This is a genomic window from Stenotrophomonas sp. (genome assembly GCF_032061965.1).
Classification (GTDB): Bacteria; Pseudomonadota; Gammaproteobacteria; order Xanthomonadales; family Xanthomonadaceae; genus Stenotrophomonas.
Map to the genome: position 1 here is coordinate 1 of NZ_DAMBEF010000007.1, position 21,509 is coordinate 21,509.

General features: G+C 62.0%; 13 protein-coding genes and 2 tRNA genes. 8 read left to right on the forward strand and 7 right to left on the reverse strand.

Translation table 11 applies throughout. The features are described 5' to 3' along the window. Positions 1–222: 222 nt before the first annotated feature. The 3 genes from RT460_RS05210 to RT460_RS05220 all read right to left on the reverse strand — a co-directional run bounded on the left by RT460_RS05210 (position 223) and on the right by RT460_RS05220 (position 7,068). Positions 223–1,044, reverse strand: a complete 822-nt coding sequence (locus RT460_RS05210) for a trypsin-like serine protease (protein ID WP_313317581.1) — start codon at positions 1,042–1,044, stop codon at positions 223–225. A gap of 1,099 nt (positions 1,045–2,143) precedes the next feature. Further along, positions 2,144–2,527 carry a DUF6869 domain-containing protein gene (locus tag RT460_RS05215; protein ID WP_313317582.1) on the reverse strand — a complete coding sequence of 128 codons (384 nt, stop codon included), beginning with the start codon at positions 2,525–2,527 and terminating at the stop codon, positions 2,144–2,146. Between the two features lie 2 nt (positions 2,528–2,529). Beyond that, a complete protein-coding gene (locus tag RT460_RS05220) occupies positions 2,530–7,068 on the reverse strand; it encodes an RHS repeat-associated core domain-containing protein (protein ID WP_313317583.1) in 4,539 nt (1,512 codons plus the stop codon). 968 nt (positions 7,069–8,036) lie between these two features. On the opposite strand from RT460_RS05220, the gene RT460_RS05225 reads away from it, so the two are divergent. The 3 genes from RT460_RS05225 to RT460_RS05235 all read left to right on the forward strand — a co-directional run bounded on the left by RT460_RS05225 (position 8,037) and on the right by RT460_RS05235 (position 10,091). Continuing rightward, positions 8,037–8,112, forward strand: a tRNA-Ala gene (locus RT460_RS05225). Positions 8,113–8,611: 499 nt separating this feature from the next. Continuing rightward, entirely contained in the window at positions 8,612–9,673 is a 1,062-nt protein-coding gene (locus RT460_RS05230; RefSeq protein WP_313317584.1) for an extracellular solute-binding protein, read from the forward strand. A gap of 342 nt (positions 9,674–10,015) precedes the next feature. Then, positions 10,016–10,091 (forward strand) — tRNA-Phe (locus tag RT460_RS05235). 436 nt (positions 10,092–10,527) lie between these two features. On the opposite strand, the gene rnd is transcribed toward RT460_RS05235, so the two are convergent. Continuing rightward, entirely contained in the window at positions 10,528–11,619 is a 1,092-nt protein-coding gene (gene rnd, locus RT460_RS05240; RefSeq protein WP_313317585.1) for a ribonuclease D, read from the reverse strand. 308 nt (positions 11,620–11,927) lie between these two features. Here rnd and RT460_RS05245 point away from each other — a divergent pair, with 308 nt between their 5' ends. Together RT460_RS05245 and RT460_RS05250 are read left to right on the forward strand one after the other, a co-directional pair. Further along, entirely contained in the window at positions 11,928–13,625 is a 1,698-nt protein-coding gene (locus tag RT460_RS05245) for an SUMF1/EgtB/PvdO family nonheme iron enzyme (RefSeq protein ID WP_313317743.1), read from the forward strand. 66 nt (positions 13,626–13,691) lie between these two features. Beyond that, positions 13,692–14,591, forward strand: coding sequence for a M48 family metallopeptidase (locus RT460_RS05250; RefSeq protein WP_313317586.1), 900 nt, complete (start codon positions 13,692–13,694; stop codon positions 14,589–14,591). Positions 14,592–14,727: 136 nt separating this feature from the next. Here RT460_RS05250 and xseA read toward each other — a convergent pair whose 3' ends face one another. The 3 genes from xseA to queG all read right to left on the reverse strand — a co-directional run bounded on the left by xseA (position 14,728) and on the right by queG (position 17,659). Continuing rightward, a complete protein-coding gene (gene xseA / locus RT460_RS05255) occupies positions 14,728–16,059 on the reverse strand; it encodes an exodeoxyribonuclease VII large subunit (protein WP_313317587.1) in 1,332 nt (443 codons plus the stop codon). A gap of 87 nt (positions 16,060–16,146) precedes the next feature. Beyond that, positions 16,147–16,521: a DUF6559 family protein gene (locus RT460_RS05260; protein ID WP_313317588.1), complete on the reverse strand. Its 375-nt coding sequence runs from the start codon at positions 16,519–16,521 to the stop codon at positions 16,147–16,149. Positions 16,522–16,573: 52 nt separating this feature from the next. After that, a complete protein-coding gene (queG, locus tag RT460_RS05265; protein WP_313317589.1) occupies positions 16,574–17,659 on the reverse strand; it encodes a tRNA epoxyqueuosine(34) reductase QueG in 1,086 nt (361 codons plus the stop codon). 23 nt (positions 17,660–17,682) lie between these two features. Between queG and RT460_RS05270 the strand changes: the two genes are divergently transcribed. From RT460_RS05270 to RT460_RS05280, 3 genes are all read left to right on the forward strand, one after another. Next, positions 17,683–19,155 carry an NAD(P)H-hydrate dehydratase gene (locus RT460_RS05270; RefSeq protein WP_313317591.1) on the forward strand — a complete coding sequence of 491 codons (1,473 nt, stop codon included), beginning with the start codon at positions 17,683–17,685 and terminating at the stop codon, positions 19,153–19,155. An 8-nt stretch (positions 19,156–19,163) separates the two neighbouring features. After that, entirely contained in the window at positions 19,164–19,643 is a 480-nt protein-coding gene (gene tsaE / locus RT460_RS05275) for a tRNA (adenosine(37)-N6)-threonylcarbamoyltransferase complex ATPase subunit type 1 TsaE (RefSeq protein WP_313317592.1), read from the forward strand. 80 nt (positions 19,644–19,723) lie between these two features. Then, positions 19,724–21,355 (forward strand): N-acetylmuramoyl-L-alanine amidase, encoded by a 1,632-nt coding sequence (locus RT460_RS05280; protein ID WP_313317593.1) that lies wholly within the window; start codon positions 19,724–19,726, stop codon positions 21,353–21,355. The last annotated feature ends 154 nt before the right edge of the window (positions 21,356–21,509 follow it).

Here is a 21,509-nt window from a genome sequence, read left to right on the forward strand (position 1 = left end):
GCTTATGCCGCTACATTAACCGCGTGACCTGAGCAGAAAGCGGTGGGTCATTACAGCCACTCGCTCGGTGCCGCTGGCAGGCCCATGCCTGGCCAGGGAGGAAACGCAGACAAATCAATGGATTTGGGCCTGAAACGGCCCGAGATAAGCCCGGCAGATGCTAGGTAAGCAATGGCCAACCAACTGCCGGATTTCCGGCAGTTTCCGTAGCGAGATTAATCGTCAGGGCTCTGCTGCAGGCTCGCCGGACATGGTTCTTTGAATCCACTCTATGTAATGGCTCAAACGAACATTACAAGTGATTTGGCCATAGCGCCCGGGTGTCCTATTTGAGCTTTGAGGATCAGACCATGACGTTAATCCGGCCAACAGCCATTCATTGCCAGCTTGAACCAATACCGGCCCTCCGCTGTCGCCACTTCCTGTCCCGCCCTCAAGCGGCAGGGCTTCGGATGGCTTATCAAAGACATAGCAGAGCCAACGGCCGTCTGCACTCGTAATTCTGTTGAACGCGCGTCGTAGGTCGGTTCGGTGGGAATCGCTAAATTCGTAGCCCGTCACTCCATTGCCTGTGGCTCCTTTTCCTATGACCTGAATGACCTGACCGAACTCGGCATCGCTCTTGTTGATTTCGACAGGTGAGACGTCGGCTACTGGATGCGCCAATTTAACAAGTGCTATGTCATCTGACGAGGCAAGCAGCACCCTAAAAAGCGTCCAATCCCATGTAGCCAGTGCCTGATCAAGTAGCCGTTGTGTCGGCTTTTTGTATCCCGGATGGATCTCGATATGTTCAACGTCCCGGGTTACTCCGTTGATAGTCACTTGCTTCATATGAGACTGCCATGCAACTGCGTGAGCAGCGGTCACAACCCACTGAGGTGCAATCAATACGCCATGTCCTTCGCTGGGCATATCTACGAGAGCCGGAAACTCACCCGCTTGAACTCGATATTTTTCGCCATCGACATCATCTCGAACGATGATTGCATCTGCATTGAAGATCACAACTGTAAGCAGTGCAGTCAACAAGTGTCGCTTCATGCTCGATTCCTTGAGGGGCGGCTTAAAATGCGTGTCACCCGATCTTGTGACACCGTCCTGATGGCAGCTTATTCAAGGCGCACCCAAAATGCCGCCTGCCCTTACGCGTACTCGATCTTAAGGCGGTTGCGCACAAGCAACAAGCAATGCAAGCCTGGACAAAAAGAGCACTTCGCAGTTCTCGTACTAGCCTACTCCCCTGCTTCTTCGAAGCGCACGGCCTTGGCCAGATAGTGCTCTGCCCGCATGCGGAGCCGGGAAGACGCGGCGCGCAATCGGGCTCGCTGCCTCCAGTTGCCGGCGCTGGACTGCTCCAGTTGCCGGGCTTGCCCGTCCAACTCAGCCGCCCGAGCCCGCGCCCAGGCGGCTTTCGTTGGATGCCACACCTGCTTCTTGGTCGATGTGTTCATGGCCTGCATCTTGGCAGGCGTCAATCGCATGGGCTGCGATTTGCAAAATTGACCGATTCGTCAAATCGGCGTTGCACGGCTTAACAAATTCCCGAATTGGAACAGTTCGGCGCTTTACAAAACCAGCGACGAGAACTGCCGTCCTTCAAATTGTCCAGCACCCGCGCTATGGATTCAACGTGGCGACGAAATAGCCAGGCTTCCCGACCGTGCCCCACTGGCGGACGGCAGCGCCCACAATGGCCTTGGCCGCCATTGGATCATGCGGAAATGTCGCGCTATAGATGAAGTAGTCAACCTACCCGTACTCCATCATGGGCTCAACCGAGCATGACAGGTGCAAAAGAAACGCACCGTCTTCGCTCTCATCGTCTTCATCCCGGCCCAATTCCTGCCGCAGCCCTGATACCAGCGCCGCCGCGCCCGTTCGGGCTGTGACGGCTACTACAAGCTCATACGCCCTGAGCTCGTCAGCAATCTTCGCTGTGACAGCGTGGGTTATCCGGAAGACAGGAATTTTCATCGTGTGGCCATTATATAGATCGAAGACTGCCTGATCACGATGACCCTTTCGTGAGTCGACCTTGTTGCGCGGCGCGGCCAAAGGTCAGTTGCATGGAAATATCAGGCTCTCAAATCGTGGACCACAGACTGGCAGGCTGTGCGGGAGTTGTTCAGAGCTTCCTCAGCTACCTTTTTTTTTGACCAGCAATAGCAAGAAATCTTTTCGCCACATCGGAACTCAACGAATGCGGCCAAACGAACGCCGCCACATCAAGAAACTTAGGGTTAGATGCGGCATATGAGCTGAGAGCAGAAATCGCAAACTCGCCATGCAGCCCTAACAAAGTCTCTAAAGGCCCCGCCCCCAAGTTTTCATAGATCCACTCGTCAGCGGTTGACTCAAAAATATCTGTAACAATCTCCCAAGCCTCGCTCGGCGAGGACACACACATCATATTCAACTTCACCGCAGCCCACTCGTCACGCTTATATGCTGCAGAGCCATGATCGGCTTTTTGCAAATTAACCCAAGAATCAACCAATTCTTTGCTTTTCATTTCTTCAACCATGTTTAATTTACTCCAGGCTGCGTAGGCGGCGGCCGAGTTGCCCAAGACCAAGCATCAGAGGCATAACCTCTGCAGTTCATTGCATCTGCTGATTCCAAATATCCCCTTAGGACCGTTTGCCACTGTCTGAATTGCTGCTGATGGCCGCCCCACGACATACGGCCAGTTGGTCTTGTATTGAAAAGATCGAGCTTATCCTCACGCATGTCCCAATAGCGCTGCTTAAGAATTCCTAAGACTTCCCGAATTGTGGCATATATCTTTTGACATTTATCCACTTGCGGGCAGCTCTCGGTTTTCGCACTATCCCCCGTCAAGAGAGTGGAAGCAGCCGCGGCGGCCGCGCCCGATGCGCCTACATATCCACCACTAGTACCAGCGCTTGCTCCAATACCAGCCGCTGCACATGTAGCTGCATTTGCCGGATTACCACAACTAAGGATCGACTGCAGACCATAAGGGTCTATGTTCAATACTGGACTTTGATTGGCATACCCATACGTGCTGACTCCGCCACCCAACCCAATCGGGTCACTCTGCACATACCGCCCTGCGCTCGGGTCATAGTCGCGGAAGTAGTTGTAGTTCAACCCACTGACTGCATCATAGCGCTGACCCGGGAACCGCATGTCAGAAACAAACGCCTGACCATCCACATCGGGGTCCTGGTCCGGCAGGTCGTTGCCAAATGCTTCACCCTTGATATCCCATGTCCACACCGGCACGTTGCGCATCGGATTGAACACCAGTCGCGGCGTGCCTAAGTGGTCCGGCTCGATGTAGAGCAGCACACCACCGGTCAACAGCCCCACTGGTAGATCATCCATCCAGATCACCTGCTGCGCGGCATTTCCCAACGCGTCGTAATCCCCCAGCCAATGCCCGGCTTCATCGTAGGTGCTATAGACCGAAGTGCCTGCGTCCAGGCCACGCTGCACACGCTCCCCCCCCGCGTTATAGGTATAGCGTTGGGCAAGTGCACCGTCCAGTTTCACCTGGGACAAGCGATTAGCTTGGTTGTAGACAAGCTCCTTGGCACCATTGCCTGCCGCAACCGTATTGCCGACCGCGTCGTAGCCGCGCCCGATAGCACCGACACTACTCAGGCGATGGCTGGCCGTCTCGTAGGTATACGGCGCGACGCCGCCGGCATTGGCAACGCTCAGGCGGTTGCCGGTGGCGTCATAGCTGTATTGATCAATGGCCACGTTGGCATTGCTGTCGCGGAACTGGGTCAAGCGCCCCAACGTGTCGTAGTTCAAGCCAGCCGTATAATTGCCTGACTCCAACGCAGTGATATTGCTGACCGAGTCGTAGCCAAGCCCGATTTTGAGGTCGTGACCGCTATCGACAACAGCGGTGGGCCGATAGTCCGTATCGAAGCTGCGCACCAGCGCCCGGCCGTTGCCGTATTGCCAGCCGGTGCTGGGGCCAAATGGAAGATAGCTGGCCCCAGTCAGCAATAGCTGGCGTCCGCTACTGCCGCTGGTGACACCCACCTCGGTGATCCTGCCCTGGGCATCACGCACATAGTCCGCCACCGCACCATCGGGATAGATCACCGATGCAAGATCGCCACCGGCCGTATAGGTGTAGCGCACGACGAAAGTCTTTCCGTTGGTGATCTGCGCCTTGCGCACCACGTCGCCAAAACGGTTGTAGCAATAGTCAGTGCGTCCACTGGCATTCGCCATTGAACTGAGCCGTCCGATCGAGAAACTTTCCCCAGCCGCACACGCGGCCGGGACGGTGTCGTACGTGTAGGAGACATCCTCACCTTGGCTGGGATAGATCTTTGATGTCATCCGATTGAGCGCGTCGTAGGCATACGTCGTGGTGACGCCACGCGCATCGCTACTGGTCTTGAGATTTCCGGCTTCGTCGTACGAGCGCTGCGTAGTGCCTGTATCCGGGCTGGTGGTGGCTCGCAGTTGACCCAGACCATCGTAGCTATAGGTGGTCTTGAGCCCCTTGGGATCGGTAACTTCAGTCAGGTTGTCCAGTGCGTCGTATTTGAACTGGGTGCTGGCTGCTATGCCGCCCACATCCTGTAGTGATTGCGTGAGGCGGTTCAAAGCGTCATACGTATCCGTAGTGATGCTGCCCTGTGCGTCCGTTGTACCAGTAGCGTTACCTGCAGCGTCATAGGAAAAATCAGTTGGATTTGCGTTTGAATCAGTAAGAGTTTCAACCTGTCCGAATTGGTCAAATACCCGCTGCAAGGAACGCTTCAATATGCCGGTGGCATCGCGGGTGTCTTCTTGAATTTTCTTACCAGCTCCGTTCAACGAATACTGGATGTAGTTGCCAGCTGCATCCTGTACTTTCACGAGGCGTTGCGCCGCGTCGTAACCCAGTGCAATCACCGCGCCATCGGGGTTGGTGACCGTGCGGACTTTCCCGAACGGGGTATAGCTGAACTGATAGGCTCGATCGCCGCTGCCAGCAGCGCCTGAAACATTGACGCGAGACGTCTTGGACAACAGCCAACCACGGGCGTGATAAGCGTAGTCGGTGATCAGGCCACTGGCATCGCTACGCCGAACCAGTCGCCCGTTGTAGTCGTACGCGTTATTCGTTGCCTGTTGGCCAGTCGGGTTGGTGACTTGATACAGATCGCCAGCTTTGTGGCAGGCACCCCCTGCAGTACCGCAGCCAGTCTCATCCGTCGTCATGTAATACGCATACCGGGTAATGTCAGCCACATCCGTGCGCGGCCCATCCTCGCTCAGTAGCAATCCGGGCAGTGGACACTGAGTGGCATCCACCGCATCACAGTAGGTATAGGTCCACCGTCGAACCCCTGCCGGGACCGCTCCACTGGCAGCGCAGGTAGCGCCAGCGCTGATTGCCGGATCAATCTCACAGCGCGCCGTAACCTGCCCTCGACTGTTGTACGCCCATGCCTCCGAACCCTTGATGGCATTGCCTGCATCGGCGACCGTTCGGGTCAGCGGCAGCTGAGTATCACCCCACCATGTGGTGGTCGTAGTGCGCTGGGAAGCTTGCCCGGATGCATCCACCTGCAAGCCAAGCCGCCCCTTGGTGTCGTAGTTGAACTGCGTGATCGCACCCTTGAAGTCGGTAGCAGTTGCCGGGAAGCCATTGGCATCGAACGTCAGCGCGGCGAACTTATTGTCGCAATCAGGGCCGCACGGTCCGCTGGCAGAATTGGCCCGCATCAGGCCATTCGGTACGGCAAAACCGTAGGTGACTTGTGCGCCACTTGGATACGTGACGGTGTTGGTGCCATTGGTGCCATACGCCACACCCACCACGTCCACATTGCCGGCTCGGCGTGACATAACAGCACGGCCTTGGCTGTCGTAGCCGATGTCAACGATGCGCGTACCCGTCTCGTCAATCTCACCTGTCAAGGCATTAGGCAGACTGGTATTGGCGGTCAGGGCTTGCTCGTTGTAGATGTATTGCCGGAACGTGGCGTCCGGATATGTCACTTTGCTGAGGTTACCAGTAGTGTTGTAGGCATACTGAGTTACAGACCCGTCTGGGGCCGCAACCACGGAAATACGCCCTTGAGCGTTGTAGGAAAAATTTAACTCACGTCCGTTGGGGTCTGTGACGGTAAGCAACAGACCTGCTGATGGCGCGACGGTCGCCGGCGTGCTGACGTCACTGTACTCCAAGGTCAATTGCTGACCGTTGCTATAGGTTATAGCTCGCAGCAGACCTTCTGCATCATAGTGTTCGACGTCACGGGATACGGCCGCGGTGTAGTCCCAGCCTAACAGTACGTTGGATGCGCTGTATGCGGGTACCAATGTATCTTGAACATCGCTATCGGGAACCCATAGCCCTGACTGCAAGGTAAACAACACCGAACGACCGTCAGAACGGTAAACGGTCGCCATGCTCTGTTCCGTGGTGCTGAGGTAATAGCCAACGCGCCGATCATACGAATGCCGCCACCGAGAGCCGATTCGCGTCGAGCTCGTCTCCTTGTGGCTATTGTAAAAGCGCTCAAACCGGAGCGAACCGAGATCAATATCTAGATCATTTCGATATTCGTTGCCTGTAGCGAAGTTGATTGGATCGCCGACACAATTGCATGGCTTGCCCGCATTTTTCTCAGGCTTATAAGAATAGACAACTTGACTGGGATCTTTGTAGTAATAATCCAACTGCGGAGAGCATCCTCCCTCAGTCCCAGGATAACCCTTGTCTATAATGCACCTGTAATAGTAAAAGCCCGGGGCGCCGCCCCTCCTGGGAGGGGCTCCAACAAAATGATTGCCCGGATGTTGCGCGTTAAATTCTTGAGCATATGAAACAGCCCTCGACGCCGCGAGCGCATAAGCCACACCGCGGTCGCAACGGTCATTCACGGTGCATGATTGGGCATGCGCGCTTCCGATGCTCATCCATATCAATACAAAGCCCACGAGAAGGAAGGTCAGTCCCTTTTGTCCAGTTCTCTCAAGCTTCACATAACTGCGTCCAGATTCGATTGCTTGCCCTAGGCGAGATGGAAACATCAGATGCAATGCCAGCAAAATAGAACCCGAGAGAGCAGTGCGCATATCCTTATCCCTTTTACTTGAAAGGTTAATCCAGCCCCGCAGGTGACGATGTAAGGCAATGCATGGGTGCTGTCAACTGTAAGTAAGGCCCTCCCTGGATGTGCCATGCCCACCGCGACGCGCTCGACCTGGTAGCCCACCACATTCGCAAACATTGGTGCCTTCGTCGCGATTCCGGCGCCATAGCTGGACGCTAGTGATCAAGATCAAAAGCGCTCCAAAATCGAAGTCAACCAGAGGCAGCCATTGAGCCGTTTGATACACGCCTGCGAGCAGTGCGGAGATCACGCGCAGCAGTCGAGCGTATGGGCGGGGACTTGGTCTTGTCGGTTGGTGTAGACAGGCACAGCTGCAGCCATTGATCCGCCCATGCAGTGTTAAAACCGGTCAATGGGTCATCCAGATGATGGACGAATACTTGCTCCAGCCGATTGGCGTACACGTGACCCCGTTTGAGCGCCAGCGTCGTCCAAGCCCGATATCGCTGATCAAGGAGCTCTTGCAGGGTAGGGCCTTGCGACTTGCGTTGCCCGATCCGAGGCAAGCCCGATTGCAGCTACTCCGAGATGGCGAGGGTGGCTTGAGCGCGAGCAAGACCGAGCGGGATTGCAGTCGTTGGTCCGATAGTGCACCGCTTTCCGTGTGCCCAGGACGCGATCCAAGCTTTGTTGCCCGAAGGCTGCACCCGCGAGACCAAACCCCGTACTCGAGCATCGCGGACTTCATATGAGCGCTCCCGCGGCTGATAAGTCTCGACTTGGCGTTTGGTCAGCTGGACACGCATTGAACCGGCTTCCGTAAGTGGGCTTACCGCCAAGATAGGACGGGGGCAAGATCGGAGGTCGGACGCGGATCGTCCGCATCGGTCGGCCGGATGCATCAGATGCTCACCTTCCCAGTGGCTGCGGTAGCCGGTCGGTCGGTTTTGCATGACACCGACAGCGGGCGTACACTGGCACCTGTCGTGTGGGGCGGTAGCTCAGCTGGGAGAGCGTCGCGTTCGCAATGCGAAGGTCGGGAGTTCGATCCTCCTCCGCTCCACCAACTCTTCAAGAACGCCATGTCCAACGACGTGGCGTTTTTGTTTTCAGCGGCCTTGATTCAGTGGCGTTGATCCAACGGGGTGAATGATCAGGCGTTGGAACAGTCATGGGCTGCGTTTGGTTGCGCTTCGTCGCTGCGGTATCTCTGTATCGGCAAAACGATACCTGCCGTTGGGCGACCGCAGTGCGGCGCCCGCTCGGTTCGTGACTCTTCACGATCTCCATCGCAGCCTGCACCCGGCCTACACATCGCCTCGCCTATGGTCTGCCATGGGGATCGGAGGCCGCAGCTGCATACGTGGTCCGTAGGTCGGAGCTGCGATTGATCAGGGATGGCACGGGGAGTGCCGTCGCCTGAATGGCGCATTTTACGCGTGCATCTTGATCCCCCGTAGATTCATTCACAGGGGAGCAATTTGAAAAAGATTCTATTGGCTGCGATCGCGGTGTCGTTGGCGTCATGTGGTGGGGAAGGTTCGTCTGCGTCCAGCAAGCCCGCCGTGTCCACTGGCATGGGTCCGGTGCTTACCGTCTATAACTGGCCGGACTATGTGGCACCGGACACGATCAGCAACTTCGAGAAGAAGTACGACGTGCATGTGCGCTACGAGATATTTACCGGCAACGATGTCCTTGACCAGAAATTGAATGAAAAGGCCATCGCCTACGACGTGGTGTTTCCGTCGGCCAGGCCCTATGGCGCCGACCAGGTCAAGAATGGCCTGCTGCGCAGGCTGGACAAGTCGGCCCTGAGCAACTGGAAGAACCTGAGCCCCGATGCGTTGCGCGGGCTGAGCACGCTGGATCCGGACAATGCGCATCTGGTGCCCTACATGTGGGGAACCACCGGGTTGGGCATCAACGTGGAGAAGGTGAAACAGGCCTTGGGTGAAAACGCCGACCTTGCGAGTTGGGCCACGCTGTTCAACCCGGGCAAGGCATCGCGTCTGTCCGAATGTGGCATCGGCGTGGTTGATGATGAGGAAGAGGGGCATGCCGCGGCGCTCATCTGGTTGGGGCGTGACGTCAATGACGTCAGTGCCGCCAACCTGGTTGCGGTGCAGGACGCGTTTGGTCGTATCCGCCCTTATATCCGCAAATTCGGGGCGGCTACGGAGCTGATCGACGATCTGGCCACTGGCAAGCTGTGCCTGGTATTGAGCTATTCCGGCGACGTGGCGCAAGCACAGGCCCGGGCAGAGGAACTGGCGAAGGGGGGCGAGGCACCCGAAATCAAGTACCTGATCCCGCGCGAAGGCGCGTTGCGGTGGGTGGATACGGTGGCCATCCCGCAGAACGCGGCCAACCCGCAACTGGCCCATGCCTTCGTCAACTACCTGATGGAGCCGGAGGTCATCAGTGCCATCACCAACCATGTCGCCTATGCAAACGCGAACGCAGCGTCGTCGTCGTTGATCGACAAGGACATCAGTGGCGATCCCGGCATCTATCCGCCAGCTTCGGTAGCGGCCAAGCTCGTGGACTCGGCGGAGTTCGATGAGAAGCAGCTGCAGCAGCGACGGGATAGCTGGAACAAGATCGTCTACGGGTTGATGCGCTAGCCAATGGCGAGGTCCGCGCTGCCTGGGGCGTAGTGCATGGCGACCGATCGATGCGTTCGCCTTGCTCGGCCGCTTGGCATGAGGTGAGACCGGGTGGCCGATTCACAGGAGGTGCGTTGGACGGTGCGCCTGAGGCTGGGATCGCGCGCGGGTACGCGGGCTGCTGAAATTTTCGCCACGTGCGGTGCGGTTGGCGGCGGCCACTTCCTTGCTGCACCAAGGGCTTAGACGGTAATTTCAGGCCATGTGAAATTTTTTGTGAAAATGGCTTGCCGAAACCGCAATAGCTCCGTAATATACGCCTCCTCGCCGGCGGCAACGTCGACGAAAACAAAACAAAGTGGCCGAGTAGCTCAGTTGGTAGAGCAGGGGATTGAAAATCCCCGTGTCGGCGGTTCGATTCCGTCCTCGGCCACCAAAATTTCAAGGGTTCGCAGAAATGCGAGCCCTTTTTTGTGCGTTTTTAAAGCAGTTTTTGAGGTTTGTTGTGGTGGTTGTCGAGGCTGGCGAAGATGCAGTTCGCGGTGACGTCATTGGGCTGGTCGCATTTGGATCTTGGCAGCTCATGATCAGGCGAATGTTTGAACGGTCGGAATTCGTGACCCTTGGCGCTGCATCACAGGATGTTTGAATGGACGCGAATAGTTGGCTGTCAGTCGCCCCCTGATGTGGGGGCGTCGACAGCGTCGAGGGGGCTAAATTTCGAGTCATCGGCGATCTTTGCCGAGCATGGCTCGGTACTACATTCATCGCCGCTACGCTACCGGGCATGGGCCGGCGTCGTGTGCTTGCTGGATGTTCCTCGGCGTTGCGCGTTGGATTTCGCTGAGGTTGATGCTCGCCAGCTTCGCGGCTTACACCGCTCCCGCCTTTGGCAGTAGTGGGGTCAGCACTGGCTCCAACTGCTCACGTCGCCAGCCGGCCAGGGCGGTTGGCCAGTTGCCGCTTTCAAGCAGCGCTTCCAGGTGCTTGCGTGAGGCCAGCAGGCCATCGGGCAGCCCCAGTTCGGCGGTGCGCTTGCTCACCGCGTCCTGCAGGCGCTTGATCGCGTTCTTGTTGCCATCGGTGGCCGGCAAGGCCATCGGTGCCTCGGCTTCGTCGTCCAGCGGGATGGTCAGTGCCTCCCACAACGGCTGCGCCAGTTTGCGCGGGGCCTTCGGGAAGCGGCCGAAGATCTTCAGCATGCTGTCGTAGTCGGCCGGTGGCGTGCGGGCCAGCAGGTTGGCCAGCTCGTTGTCCAGGATCCAGCTGCGCGGCTTGTCGCTGCTACGTGCCTGCTGGTCGCGCCAGCGCAACAGGCGCAGCAGGCGCAGCTGTGCCTCCGGCTCCAGGAACTGCGAGGAGCGCATCGACAGGTGCGGCCAATGCTCACCTTCGTCGCCTTCGACGCTGGCCAGCAGGCGCTCGCCATCGTCCTGCAACCATTGCATGCGGTCCGTGGCCTGCAACTTGGCGGTGATGGCGTCATGCAGGGCGAACAGATACTCGACGTCGTCGGCGGCGTATTCCAGTTGGGCCTCGCTCAATGGGCGCTTGAGCCAATCGGAGCGGGTTTCGCCCTTGGGCAGGGTGACGCCGGTAATTTCGGCCACCAGCTTCTGGTAGCCCATGCCGCCGCCGATGCCGGCCAGGGCAGCGCCGATCTGGGTGTCGAACAGCGGTCGCGGCAGGGCGCCGCAGGCACACTTGAAGGCCACCAGATCCTCGCTTGCGCTGTGCATGACCTTGGTGATGGAGGTATCCGTCAGCCAGGGCGTGAGCGCTTCGCACATGCCCGGTATCAGCGGGTCGATCAGCAGGATTTCATCGCCTACGGCCATCTGCACCAGGGCAAGCTGCGGCCAATAGGTGCGTTCACGGATGAATTCGGTGTCCAGCCCGATCCGGCTGGGGGGCTGGCGGTAGCGTTCTTCCAACTCCGCCGGGTGTTTGATCCAGTAAGCCACGTGGGTTCCGTCAACTGCAGGGTTTGCTCAGGCGGGTGAGAATAGCCTAACGTCGGGCCGCTCCCGGGAAAGTGTGCAAGGTAATGGAGGCGTTTTTGGGTAAGACCGGCCAGATTGCGGGTGTGACGGCGTTGTTGTTGGTGGCCCTGGCGGGCTGCCGGCAGGATTCCGCGCCGGACCCGGCGCAGGCCGCAGCCGAGGAGCAGAAGTCCTTGGCCGCGCGGCTTGCGGCCAGGTTGGAGGCGCGGGCAGCCGCCAAGGTGGCCGCGCCCACGCCCGATCCGGTGGCCGTGGTCGAGGACACGTCCTTGCCCGCCTGGGATGCGCCGGAAGTAAGCCTGGCCGCAGGGCAGCTGGCGCAGGCACGCAAGGATGCCGACAAGGCCCTGGCCGAAGACCGGCTGTACGAGGAGGCCGGTGATGCGATTCCGTTGTACCTGGCCATTCTTGCCCAGGAACCACAGAACCGCGCTGCCAGGCAGGGCCTGGACAAGGCTAGGCAACGGTTGCGCGAGCGCATCAGCCAGCGGCTTGCCCAGACCGAGAATCAGCGGCAGGCGCTGGCCGAGGCTGCGGAAATGACCGCCGTGGCGGTGGCGCTGGCCCCGGAAGGCAAGGCCGAGCAGGCATTGCAACAGAAGGTGGCGGTTGCGCGGCGGCTGCTTGCACTGAACCGTGCCGGCGAGCAGGCACTGCGCCTGTATCAGCTGGGTGAGGATGGGGGCGGCGCGCAGGCGGCGTTCCGCGAGGTGCTGGCCACCGACCCGCTCAACAGCCGCGCCCGTCAGGGTCTTGCGGCAGTGGAAAGTGGCCTGATCCGCCGCGCTGAACATGCGGCGACGGTGGATTCGGATTTCCCCAGCGCGGCGCGCTGGCTGGACAAGGCCGGCACCATCCGCGGCGAAGGGGCGGTGACCGTTCTGGACGCACGGAGGCGGGTTGAGGGCATCCGCAATGCGCAGTTGGCTGCGCTGCGCGAAGGCGGCCTGCGTGACCTGACCTCCTCCAAGGGCCTCAAGCCGGCCCGCGAGAAACTTGAGCAGGCGATGCGCATTGCCTTGCCCGGTGACCGTACGGTGACCTTGCTGCGCCAACGTATTGATCTGGTCACCCATTACGGCAGTTTCCGCCCCGGGCAGGTGTTCTCCGATGCCTTGGCCGATGGCGGGCGTGCCCCGCAGATGATCGTGGTGCCACACGGTGCCTTCCAGATGGGCGCGCCGGCGGAGGAGATCGGTTCGGTGGATGCCGAGCGCCCGCAGCACTACGTGCGTTTTGACCGCGGCTTTGCGATGTCGATCACCGAGGTCACGGTTGCCGAGTTCCGGCGCTTCGTTGAATCGGCCAATGCGCGCCCGCGCGCCACCCGCCGCGGCCATTCCATTGTCTATGACGAGCGCAGTGGCAATTTTATCCGCCGCAGCGGCGTGGATTGGCAGTCCGACTACAACGGCGTCAAGGCCGCGCCCAACAGCCCGGTGATGCATGTCAGCGTGCGTGATGCGGAGGCCTATGCCGCCTGGCTGTCCGAGCAGACCGGGCGCTACTACCGGCTACCCAGTGAATCGGAATTTGAATATGCCCTGCGTGCCGGCAGTGTCGGGCGCTATCCCTGGGGCAGGGCGGCGGTGCCGCCGGAGAACACCGGCAATTTCACCGGCAGCCTGGACGTCTCGCCCAGCGGCCGCCATTGGAACAACGCCTTCATCGGCTACGGCGATGGTTTCTGGGGCACGGCGCCGGTGGCGATGTTCCGTGCCAATGCGTGGGGGCTGCACGACATGGGCGGCAACGTCAGTGAATGGGTGGCGGACTGCTGGCATGCCAGCTACCGGCGCGCCCCGGCTGATGGTGCGGCCTGGTACAACCCTGGCTGCCGGCAACGGGTGATCCGCGGCGGTAACTGGGCCAATGCCCCGGAGCAGGTCCGGGCGGCCTGGCGGCAGTCGCAGGACTCGGATGTCACCTCGGCCCGTATCGGCTTTCGGCTGGTACGTGGAATTTGACCTTGCCCACGCCCCCTGTAGCGTTACCATCGGCCACGGCCAGCCCGGCCCAGACGGAACCCAACCATGCGACAAGATCCTTTCGGTAACCAAGGCAGCAGCGGCCAGCGGCGTGGTGGCGGCCTGTTCGGCAACATCCGTTGGGTGATCCTGCTGGGCTTTGCGATCTACGGTGGCTGCTATTACTTCGGCAACCGCTCGGTTGACCCTTACACCGGCGAAAAGGTGTTGATCGACAGCTCGCTCGACGCCAACGAGGAGAAGGCGCTGGGCCTGCAGGCCTACCAGGAGATACTGGCGCAGGAACGCCCGGTAGACCCCAATTCGCAGATCGCGCGGCAGGTACGTGAGATCGCCAACCGCCTGATCGCCAAGGTCGACGTGGTGGAAACCTCGTTGGCGCAGGAACACGGCCTGCAGCCGCAGCATTTCGCCAAGGACTTCGAGTGGGACGTGAACGTACTGCAGTCCGACGAGGCCAATGCGTTCTGCCTGCCGGGCGGCAAAATGGCGGTATATACCGGCTTGATCCCGGTAGCGCAGAACGCCGATGCACTGGCGGTGGTGATGGGGCATGAGATTGCCCACGCATTGTTGCGCCACGGCGCCCAGCGCATGGCCCAGCAGAAGCTGACCCAGATCGGGCAGATGGCAGGTGCAGCCAGCGGCATGGACGTGCAGCAGCAGCAGATGATGATGTCGGCGATGGGCTATGGCTACCTGTTGCCATATGCGCGCTCGCACGAAACCCAGGCCGACGAAGTTGGGCTGATGTTGGCGGCAGCGGCCTGTTTCAATCCTGAGGAGGCCATTCCGCTGTGGCAGCGCATGAGCGAAGCCAGTGGCGGCCAGGCGCCGCCGGAGTTTTCCTCCACCCATCCCAATCCCGGCACGCGCATCCAGAACCTGCAGGCCTTGATGCCCAAGGCGCTGGAGTACAAACAGCGCTACTGCACGACGCAGTAACCGCCAGCAGCGGCGTGGGCCGCGAAAAGGATGTCAGATCACTAAGCGACCAAGGCCGCAGCCCAATGCCGCGGCACTTGGCAAGTGCGTGCGCAGAACCAGGATTTGCCAGCGTTGCGACGGACGCCGCGCCGGCTCAGTCTTCCACGCGCAGGCGCAGGCTGCCTTCAGCCAGGCGCGCCTGCAGGCTGTCGCCGGGTTTGACCTGGTTGGCATTGCGTACCAGGGCGCCGTCTTCGGTCCGGGTGAGGATCGAATAGCCGCGGGCAACGGTGGCCAGTGGGCTTACCGCCTCCAGCGAGCGCGCGATGCCATGCAGACGCAGGGCATCGCGCTGCAGTTGCCGGGTCATGGCGGCGTGCTGGCGGGGTGCAAGTGCCGCCAGCTTCTGTGCCAGCGCATCGAGATGACGTTGCGGCTGCGCATTGCGCAACACGATGGCGGCGTGGCGGAGCTGTGCGTTGCGGCGCTCTTGCTGTTGCCGCCAGGTGGCGTGCAGCCGCGCGAAGGCGGCTTGCTGCCGGTGTTTGAGCAGGTTCAGGCGTGCTTGCGGGCTCTGGTTCTGTAGTCGCAATGCGGCGCGGTCGGCCCGCTGCATGGCTTGGCCCAAACGGTGTACCTGCAATTGGTTCAACCGTTGCGCAAGCCGGCGTACCCGCAGTGCCAGATCGCGCTGGTCCGGCACCAGCAACTCGGCGGCTACCGACGGGGTTGGCGCGCGCAGGTCAGCGGCGAAATCGGTCAGGCTGAAGTCGGTTTCGTGGCCTACGGCCGACACGACCGGTGTAGTGCTGGCGGCAACCGCGCGTGCCAGTTGCTCGTCATTGAATGCCCACAGGTCTTCGAGTGAGCCGCCGCCACGGGTCAGCAGGATCACGTCGTAGCGGCCACTGGCATCGGCCTGGCGCAGCAGCGAGGTGATCTGCGGTGCCGCAGTGGCGCCCTGTACCAGCGAGGGCAGCAGCTCGACTTCCAGCATCGGGAAGCGGCGCGCCAGCACGCTGAGCACGTCACGCACGGCAGCGCCGCTGGGGGACGTGATCACCGCCAGGCGGCGCACATGCGCAGGCATCGGGCGCTTGCGTGCGGGATCGAACAGCCCCTCGGCTTCCAGCCGCGCCTTCAGTTCGTCATAGGCCCGGCGTAGCGCGCCTTCACCGGCTTCTTCCATGTGGTCGAGGATCAGCTGGTAATCGCCGCGTGCCTCGTACAGCGTGAGCCGGCCGCGTACCAGTACGCGCATGCCTTCGCGCGGGATGAATTTCAGCCACTGGCTCTTGGGCTTGAACATGGCCGCACGCACCTGTGCGCGCGCGTCCTTCAAGGTGAAGTACAGGTGGCCCGAGGCCGGCCGGCTGACGCTGCCCAGTTCGCCTTCCACCCACACCAACGGGAACGCACTCTCAAGCAGGTCGCGCGCCAGCGTGTTGAGCTGGTTGGGGGTCAGAATGTCGTTGCTGGTAGTCATGCGTGGGGTACGGCTGCGAAGGGGCGCTGCAAGGGATAGCGGATGCGGCGGCGATCGCTTGCGGCGCCCATCTTACGGGACGCCGGCTCAGTCGAAGAAATCGAAGAGGGAAATATCCAGGTCCGGGAATTCCAGCCAGGACAGGTCGAAGTCGAACCAGCCGGATCGGTCACCGGTGGCCACCGACTGCAGCATTTCAGCCTTCATCGCGACGTAGTCGCAGGTTTCGCCGGTTGCAGCATGCAGTTGATCGAAATCGGCGTGGGTGTTGAACAGTGCGTGCGACCAGCAGGCCACGTCGATGTCGATCTTGTTGCGCTGGTTGGCCTCGCGGACCTGCTTCACGGAATAGAAGTTGCGCTTTCCGTAATGACGCACAAGATCGTCGCCCACCCGCTGGGCTTGCCGTTGCTTGTCCTGCGGCGCCAGCGCGCAAGGTGCGGGTAATGTGTCGCTGTTCATTCACGGTCCCTGTGTCGATGGTGTTTGCGCATGGTGGCACAGGGAGGGCGCGCTAGGCCTGGTCCGCCGCCGCGGCGGCATGTTGTTGCAGTGCCCACTGCACGTGCTCCCGTACCACCGGCGACGGATCCTCGCTGCGGCGCTGCAATGCGGCCAGTGCGGCGGAGGAGGGCGCGGCATTGCCCAGTGCGACGGCGATGTTGCGCAGCCAGCGTTCGTGCCCGCTGCGGCGGATCGGGCTGCCTTCGGTACGGCGCAGGAACTCGTCCTCTTCCCAGGCAAACAGCTCGGGCAGGGTGGCGGTGTCCAGGTTGTTGCGTGCGCGGAAATCCGGCTCGTCGGTGCGGCGGGCGAATTTGTTCCAGGGGCACACCAGTTGGCAGTCGTCGCAGCCGTAGATGCGGTTGCCCATCAACGGGCGCATCTCCAGCGGGATCGCGCCTTCGTGTTCGATGGTCAGATAGGAAATGCAGCGGCGCGCATCCAGCCGGTGCGGGGCGATGATGGCTGCGGTCGGGCATACGTCGATGCAGCGCGTGCAGGTGCCGCAGTGCGCAGTGGCCGGGGCATCGATCGGCAACGGCAGGTCGACATAGATTTCGCCGAGGAAAAACCAGGAGCCGCCATCGCGGTCGATCAGGCAGGTGTGCTTGCCGATCCATCCCAGCCCGGCGTTGCGTGCCAGTGCGCGCTCCAGTACCGGGGCCGAATCCACGAAGACGCGATAGCCGAACGGGCCGATCTCGCTGCCGATGCGCTCGGCCAGCTTCTGCAGGCGGTTGCGCATCAGCTTGTGATAGTCGCGGCCCAACGCATAGCGGGCGACATAGGCGCGATCACCGTCGGCCAGGTTCGCCCAGGCTTCCGCGTCGTCCTTGTGGCCGTAATCCAGGCCAACCGAAATCACCCGCAGCGTGCCCGGCAACAGTTCCTGCGGGCGGGCGCGCAGGGCGCCATGGCGGGCCATCCACGCCATCGTCCCGTACAGGCCCTTGCCCAGCCAATCGGCCAGATGCGCCTCATCCTCGCCCAGGTCGATCCCGCTCACCCCACAGCGTTGGAAGCCCGCCTCGCGGGCAAGCTGGCGGACGCGCAGTGACAACTGCGCCGGATCGGAGGCGGGAACGGCTTCAGGCATGGCACAAGTATAGAATCGTCGGCATGTCAGAGCCCGTTGAACTGTTCGATATCGCCGCCGCGCGCCGCATCGATGCGCAGGCCACTGCCGCCCTGGGAGGCGACGGCTATCTGCTGATGCAGCGTGCGGGCCATGCCGCCTGGCACAGCGCACTGCAGTATTGGCCGCAGGCGCGGCGGATCGTGGTGGTCTGCGGCCCCGGCAACAATGGCGGCGATGGCTATGTGCTGGCCCGTCATGCCCGTCAGTCAGGGCGCGAAGTCTGCGTATTGCATTTGCCCGAGGCGGCGCCGCGCAGTGGCTTGGCGCAGCGGGCCTGCACCGATTACCTGGCCATCGGCGGCCATGTCGAAGTGACGCCGGAGTGCCTGCAGCAAGCGGACCTGATCGTCGATGCGCTATACGGCATCGGCTTTGCGCGGGCGCCGGACGTTGCCGACAGTGCATTGATCGACGCCATCAATGCCGCGCCGGCGCCGGTGTTCGCACTGGATGTGCCCAGCGGCGTGGATGCACTGAGCGGTGACGTCCCCGGTGCCGCGGTGCGTGCCGAGCGGGTGCTGCAGTTCATCGCCCCGCACCTGGGGCTGCACACCGGTGCTGCGCTGGAGCATGCCGGACAGCGTCTGCTGGCCACTCTTGATGTCCCCGCACAAGCGTTCACCGATGTTGCGGCAAGTGCCCACCGCTGGATCAAGCCGGTCCTGCAACAGCATTTGCCGCGTCGGCGTCTCAATACCCACAAGGGTGAATCCGGCCACGTGCTGTGCGTGGGTGGCAACCACGGCAGCGGTGGGGCGGTGATGCTGAGCGCGGAGGCTGCATTGCGCAGCGGTGCGGGCCTGGTCAGTGTTGCTACCCGCGCGCCGCACCTGGCCCCGTTGCTGGCACGTTGTCCCGAAGCCATGGTGCACGCGGTGGAAGACGACGCAGCGTTCGCGCCGCTGCTGGCGCGGGCCAGCGTGATTGCGCTGGGGCCTGGCCTGGGCCAGGACGATTGGGCGCACGCGTTGTGGGCGGCGGCGCTGGTCAATGGCAAACCGCTGGTGATGGATGCCGACGCGCTCAATCTGCTGGCCGCAGATCCGCGCCCGGTGCCGCATGCCATCCTCACCCCGCATCCGGGCGAGGCCGCGCGGCTGCTGGATACCGATACCGCCAGCATCCAACGGGATCGCTTCAGCGCGGCGCGCGCGCTGGCGGCGCGCTTTGAGACGGTGGTGGTACTCAAAGGCGCAGGCACCGTCATTGCTGCGCCGGGACAACTGCCACGGGTGATAGTCGCGGGAAATCCCGGCATGGCGGTCGGTGGCATGGGCGACCTGCTGACCGGCGTCATCGCGGCGCTGCGTGCACAGGGCCTGTCGGCATTCGACGCGGCCAGTAGCGGCGCCTTGCTGCACGGTCTTGCCGGCGATGCCGCGGCCGCTGAGGGTGAACGTGGCTTGCTACCGCGCGATCTATTGCCGCACCTGCGCGCGCTGGCCAATCCATAATGAGCGCCATGATCGAATTGTTTCTTGCAGACGCCGACAGCACCGACCAATTGGGCCGTGCGCTGGCGCAGACCCGTCCGGCCCAGGCCGTTGTCCACCTGCAGGGCGACTTGGGCGCAGGTAAATCGACCCTGGCGCGGGCGCTGCTGCGCGCGCTTGGGGTGCAAGGCCCTATTCGCAGCCCCACTTACACGCTGATCGAGCGCTATCCCTTGGCGGTCGGTGAGGCCTGGCACCTTGACCTGTATCGCATCGGCAACGCCGGAGAGTTGGATTTCCTTGGGCTGGATGAGGCCACTGCCGACCTCTGGCTGGTCGAATGGCCCGAGCGTGGTGCCGGGGCACTGCCGCCTGTGGACCTTGTGGTGGCACTGGAGATGGACGGAAATGGACGCCGAGTCCGCATTCAGGCCCACTCTCCGAACGGGGATGCGTGGGTCCAGCAGCTGCGCGAAACGGCGCACTTGCAGGGGCTTCCTAGCCCCTGACTGCAGGAAGATGCGGCAGGTTGCGGATTATTAAGGGAAAACATGTTGCAATTACCGAATTCCGGTGATTGAATCCGCCCATGACTACGGCAAACCGCCTGTTCGTATTGTCCGCCGCCATCGCTGGGCTCTGCCTGGCCAGCGCTTCCGCGTGGGCGGGTGAGATCCGGGGTGTGGGCCTGAGTGCCGGCGCAACCGGCACCCGTGCCGAAATCCAGCTGGCCGGTGGGGGCAGTTACAAGACCATCAGCCTGGCCGGCCCGAACCGCCTGGTTGTCGACTTTCCCGATTCCACCGCCGTGCGTGGCCTTAAGCTGCCCGTGGCCGCCGGCGTGGTAACCGCCGTGCGCACCGGTAACCCGACGCCCGGCACTTTCCGCGTGGTGTTTGACCTGGCCGAGACCGTGGCGGCGTTCAAACCGCAGATGCAGGGGCAGGGCGCCGAATCCAAGTTGCTGATCGAATGGCCGGGTGAAGCGCCGGTACAGGCCGCTGTTGCGCGTGCGCCGGCCAGCCCGGTTGTCACGGGTGCCACGGCTGCCTCTGCGCCGACGGCGCAGAGCGTTGCCCAGGCGCGTGCCGAAGCTGCGCGGGCCACCGCCGCGTTGACCGCGGCCGTCCGGCAGCAGGCCAGCACACCGCCGCCGGCACCGACGCCCACGCCTGCTCCTGCCCCGGTTCAGACCGTGGCACAGGCGGCGCCACAAGCGGTCGCCAGTGCGCCGACAGCCGTGGCGGCAGCACCGGCTTCGCAGCCAACGTCTCCAGCGGCGATCCTCAATGCCCAGGGCGTGCCGGTCCGCACCACCATTGCTACTGGCAGGCCCGCTCCGATAGGCGCGGTGTCGCAGGTGGCAACCGCTGCCGCACAAGTGCCGGCCAGCGAGGCGCCAGTGCCCCGCCCGGCGATGCCCAGCGACGCCTCGCGCATCCGCATGCAACCGGGCATGCGCAACCTGATCGTTGCCATCGACCCCGGCCATGGTGGCCAGGATCCGGGCGCCATCGGCCCGACCGGCAAGCGTGAGAAGGACGTGACCCTGGCGGTCGCGCGCGAGCTGGCGCGTCAGGTCAATGCAACGCCTGGCCTGCGTGCGTACCTGACCCGCGATACCGACGTGTTCATCCCGCTGCCGATGCGCGCACAACGTGCCCGCGCGGCCAAGGCTGACATCTTCATCTCGATCCATGCCGATGCGGCCGAAAACCGTTCGGCCACCGGCTCGTCGGTGTACGTACTGTCGACCAAGGGCGCGTCCTCGCAGCGTGCGCGTTGGCTGGCTGACAAGGAAAACGCCGCTGACCTGATCGGTGGCGTCAGCCTGAGCCGCACCGAAGGTACCTTGGCCAACGTGCTGCTGGACCTGGCTCAAAGCGGCAACATGAAGGCGTCCGAAGATGCGGCCGATCAGGTGCTCAGTGGCCTGAAGCGCATCGGCAACAACCACAAGCCGAACCTGGAGCGCGCCAACTTCGCCGTGCTGCGGACCTCGGACATGCCGGCCATGCTGGTGGAAACCGCGTTCATCTCCAACCCGGACGAAGAACGCCGGCTGATCGACCCGACCTACCAGCGTCGCATCGCCGGTGCGGTGCTCGACGGCGTGCATACCTTCTTCAGCCGCCAGCCGCCGCCGGGCACCTTGTTTGCCGCCCGCGCCCAGGCCGAGATGGACGCTTCCGTCGGCACCGTCGCCGGCGGCAGCAAGTAAGCCGGCGCTGCCTTAAGGCAGCGTACGGTCGCGGAACAGGACACAGCATTCAGCCCTGGGCGGGCGCGGCGACATCGCCGCGCTCGGCTATCATCATGCGCATGCATGATGTCAGCCTGATCCCCCCCGTCTATCCCTCCCGGTCACCCGCGCC

Excerpts from the sequence above, each read along its gene's own strand:
- RT460_RS05210 (WP_313317581.1), bottom strand. The coding sequence starts at position 1,044 with ATGAAGCGACACTTGTTGACTGCACTGCTTACAGTTGTGATCTTCAAT.
- RT460_RS05215 (WP_313317582.1), bottom strand. The coding sequence starts at position 2,527 with ATGGTTGAAGAAATGAAAAGCAAAGAATTGGTTGATTCTTGGGTTAAT.
- RT460_RS05220 (WP_313317583.1), bottom strand. The coding sequence starts at position 7,068 with ATGCGCACTGCTCTCTCGGGTTCTATTTTGCTGGCATTGCATCTGATG.
- RT460_RS05250 (WP_313317586.1), top strand. The coding sequence starts at position 13,692 with ATGCGACAAGATCCTTTCGGTAACCAAGGCAGCAGCGGCCAGCGGCGT.
- xseA (WP_313317587.1), bottom strand. The coding sequence starts at position 16,059 with ATGACTACCAGCAACGACATTCTGACCCCCAACCAGCTCAACACGCTG.
- RT460_RS05260 (WP_313317588.1), bottom strand. The coding sequence starts at position 16,521 with ATGAACAGCGACACATTACCCGCACCTTGCGCGCTGGCGCCGCAGGAC.
- queG (WP_313317589.1), bottom strand. The coding sequence starts at position 17,659 with ATGCCTGAAGCCGTTCCCGCCTCCGATCCGGCGCAGTTGTCACTGCGC.
- RT460_RS05270 (WP_313317591.1), top strand. The coding sequence starts at position 17,683 with ATGTCAGAGCCCGTTGAACTGTTCGATATCGCCGCCGCGCGCCGCATC.
- tsaE (WP_313317592.1), top strand. The coding sequence starts at position 19,164 with ATGATCGAATTGTTTCTTGCAGACGCCGACAGCACCGACCAATTGGGC.
- RT460_RS05280 (WP_313317593.1), top strand. The coding sequence starts at position 19,724 with ATGACTACGGCAAACCGCCTGTTCGTATTGTCCGCCGCCATCGCTGGG.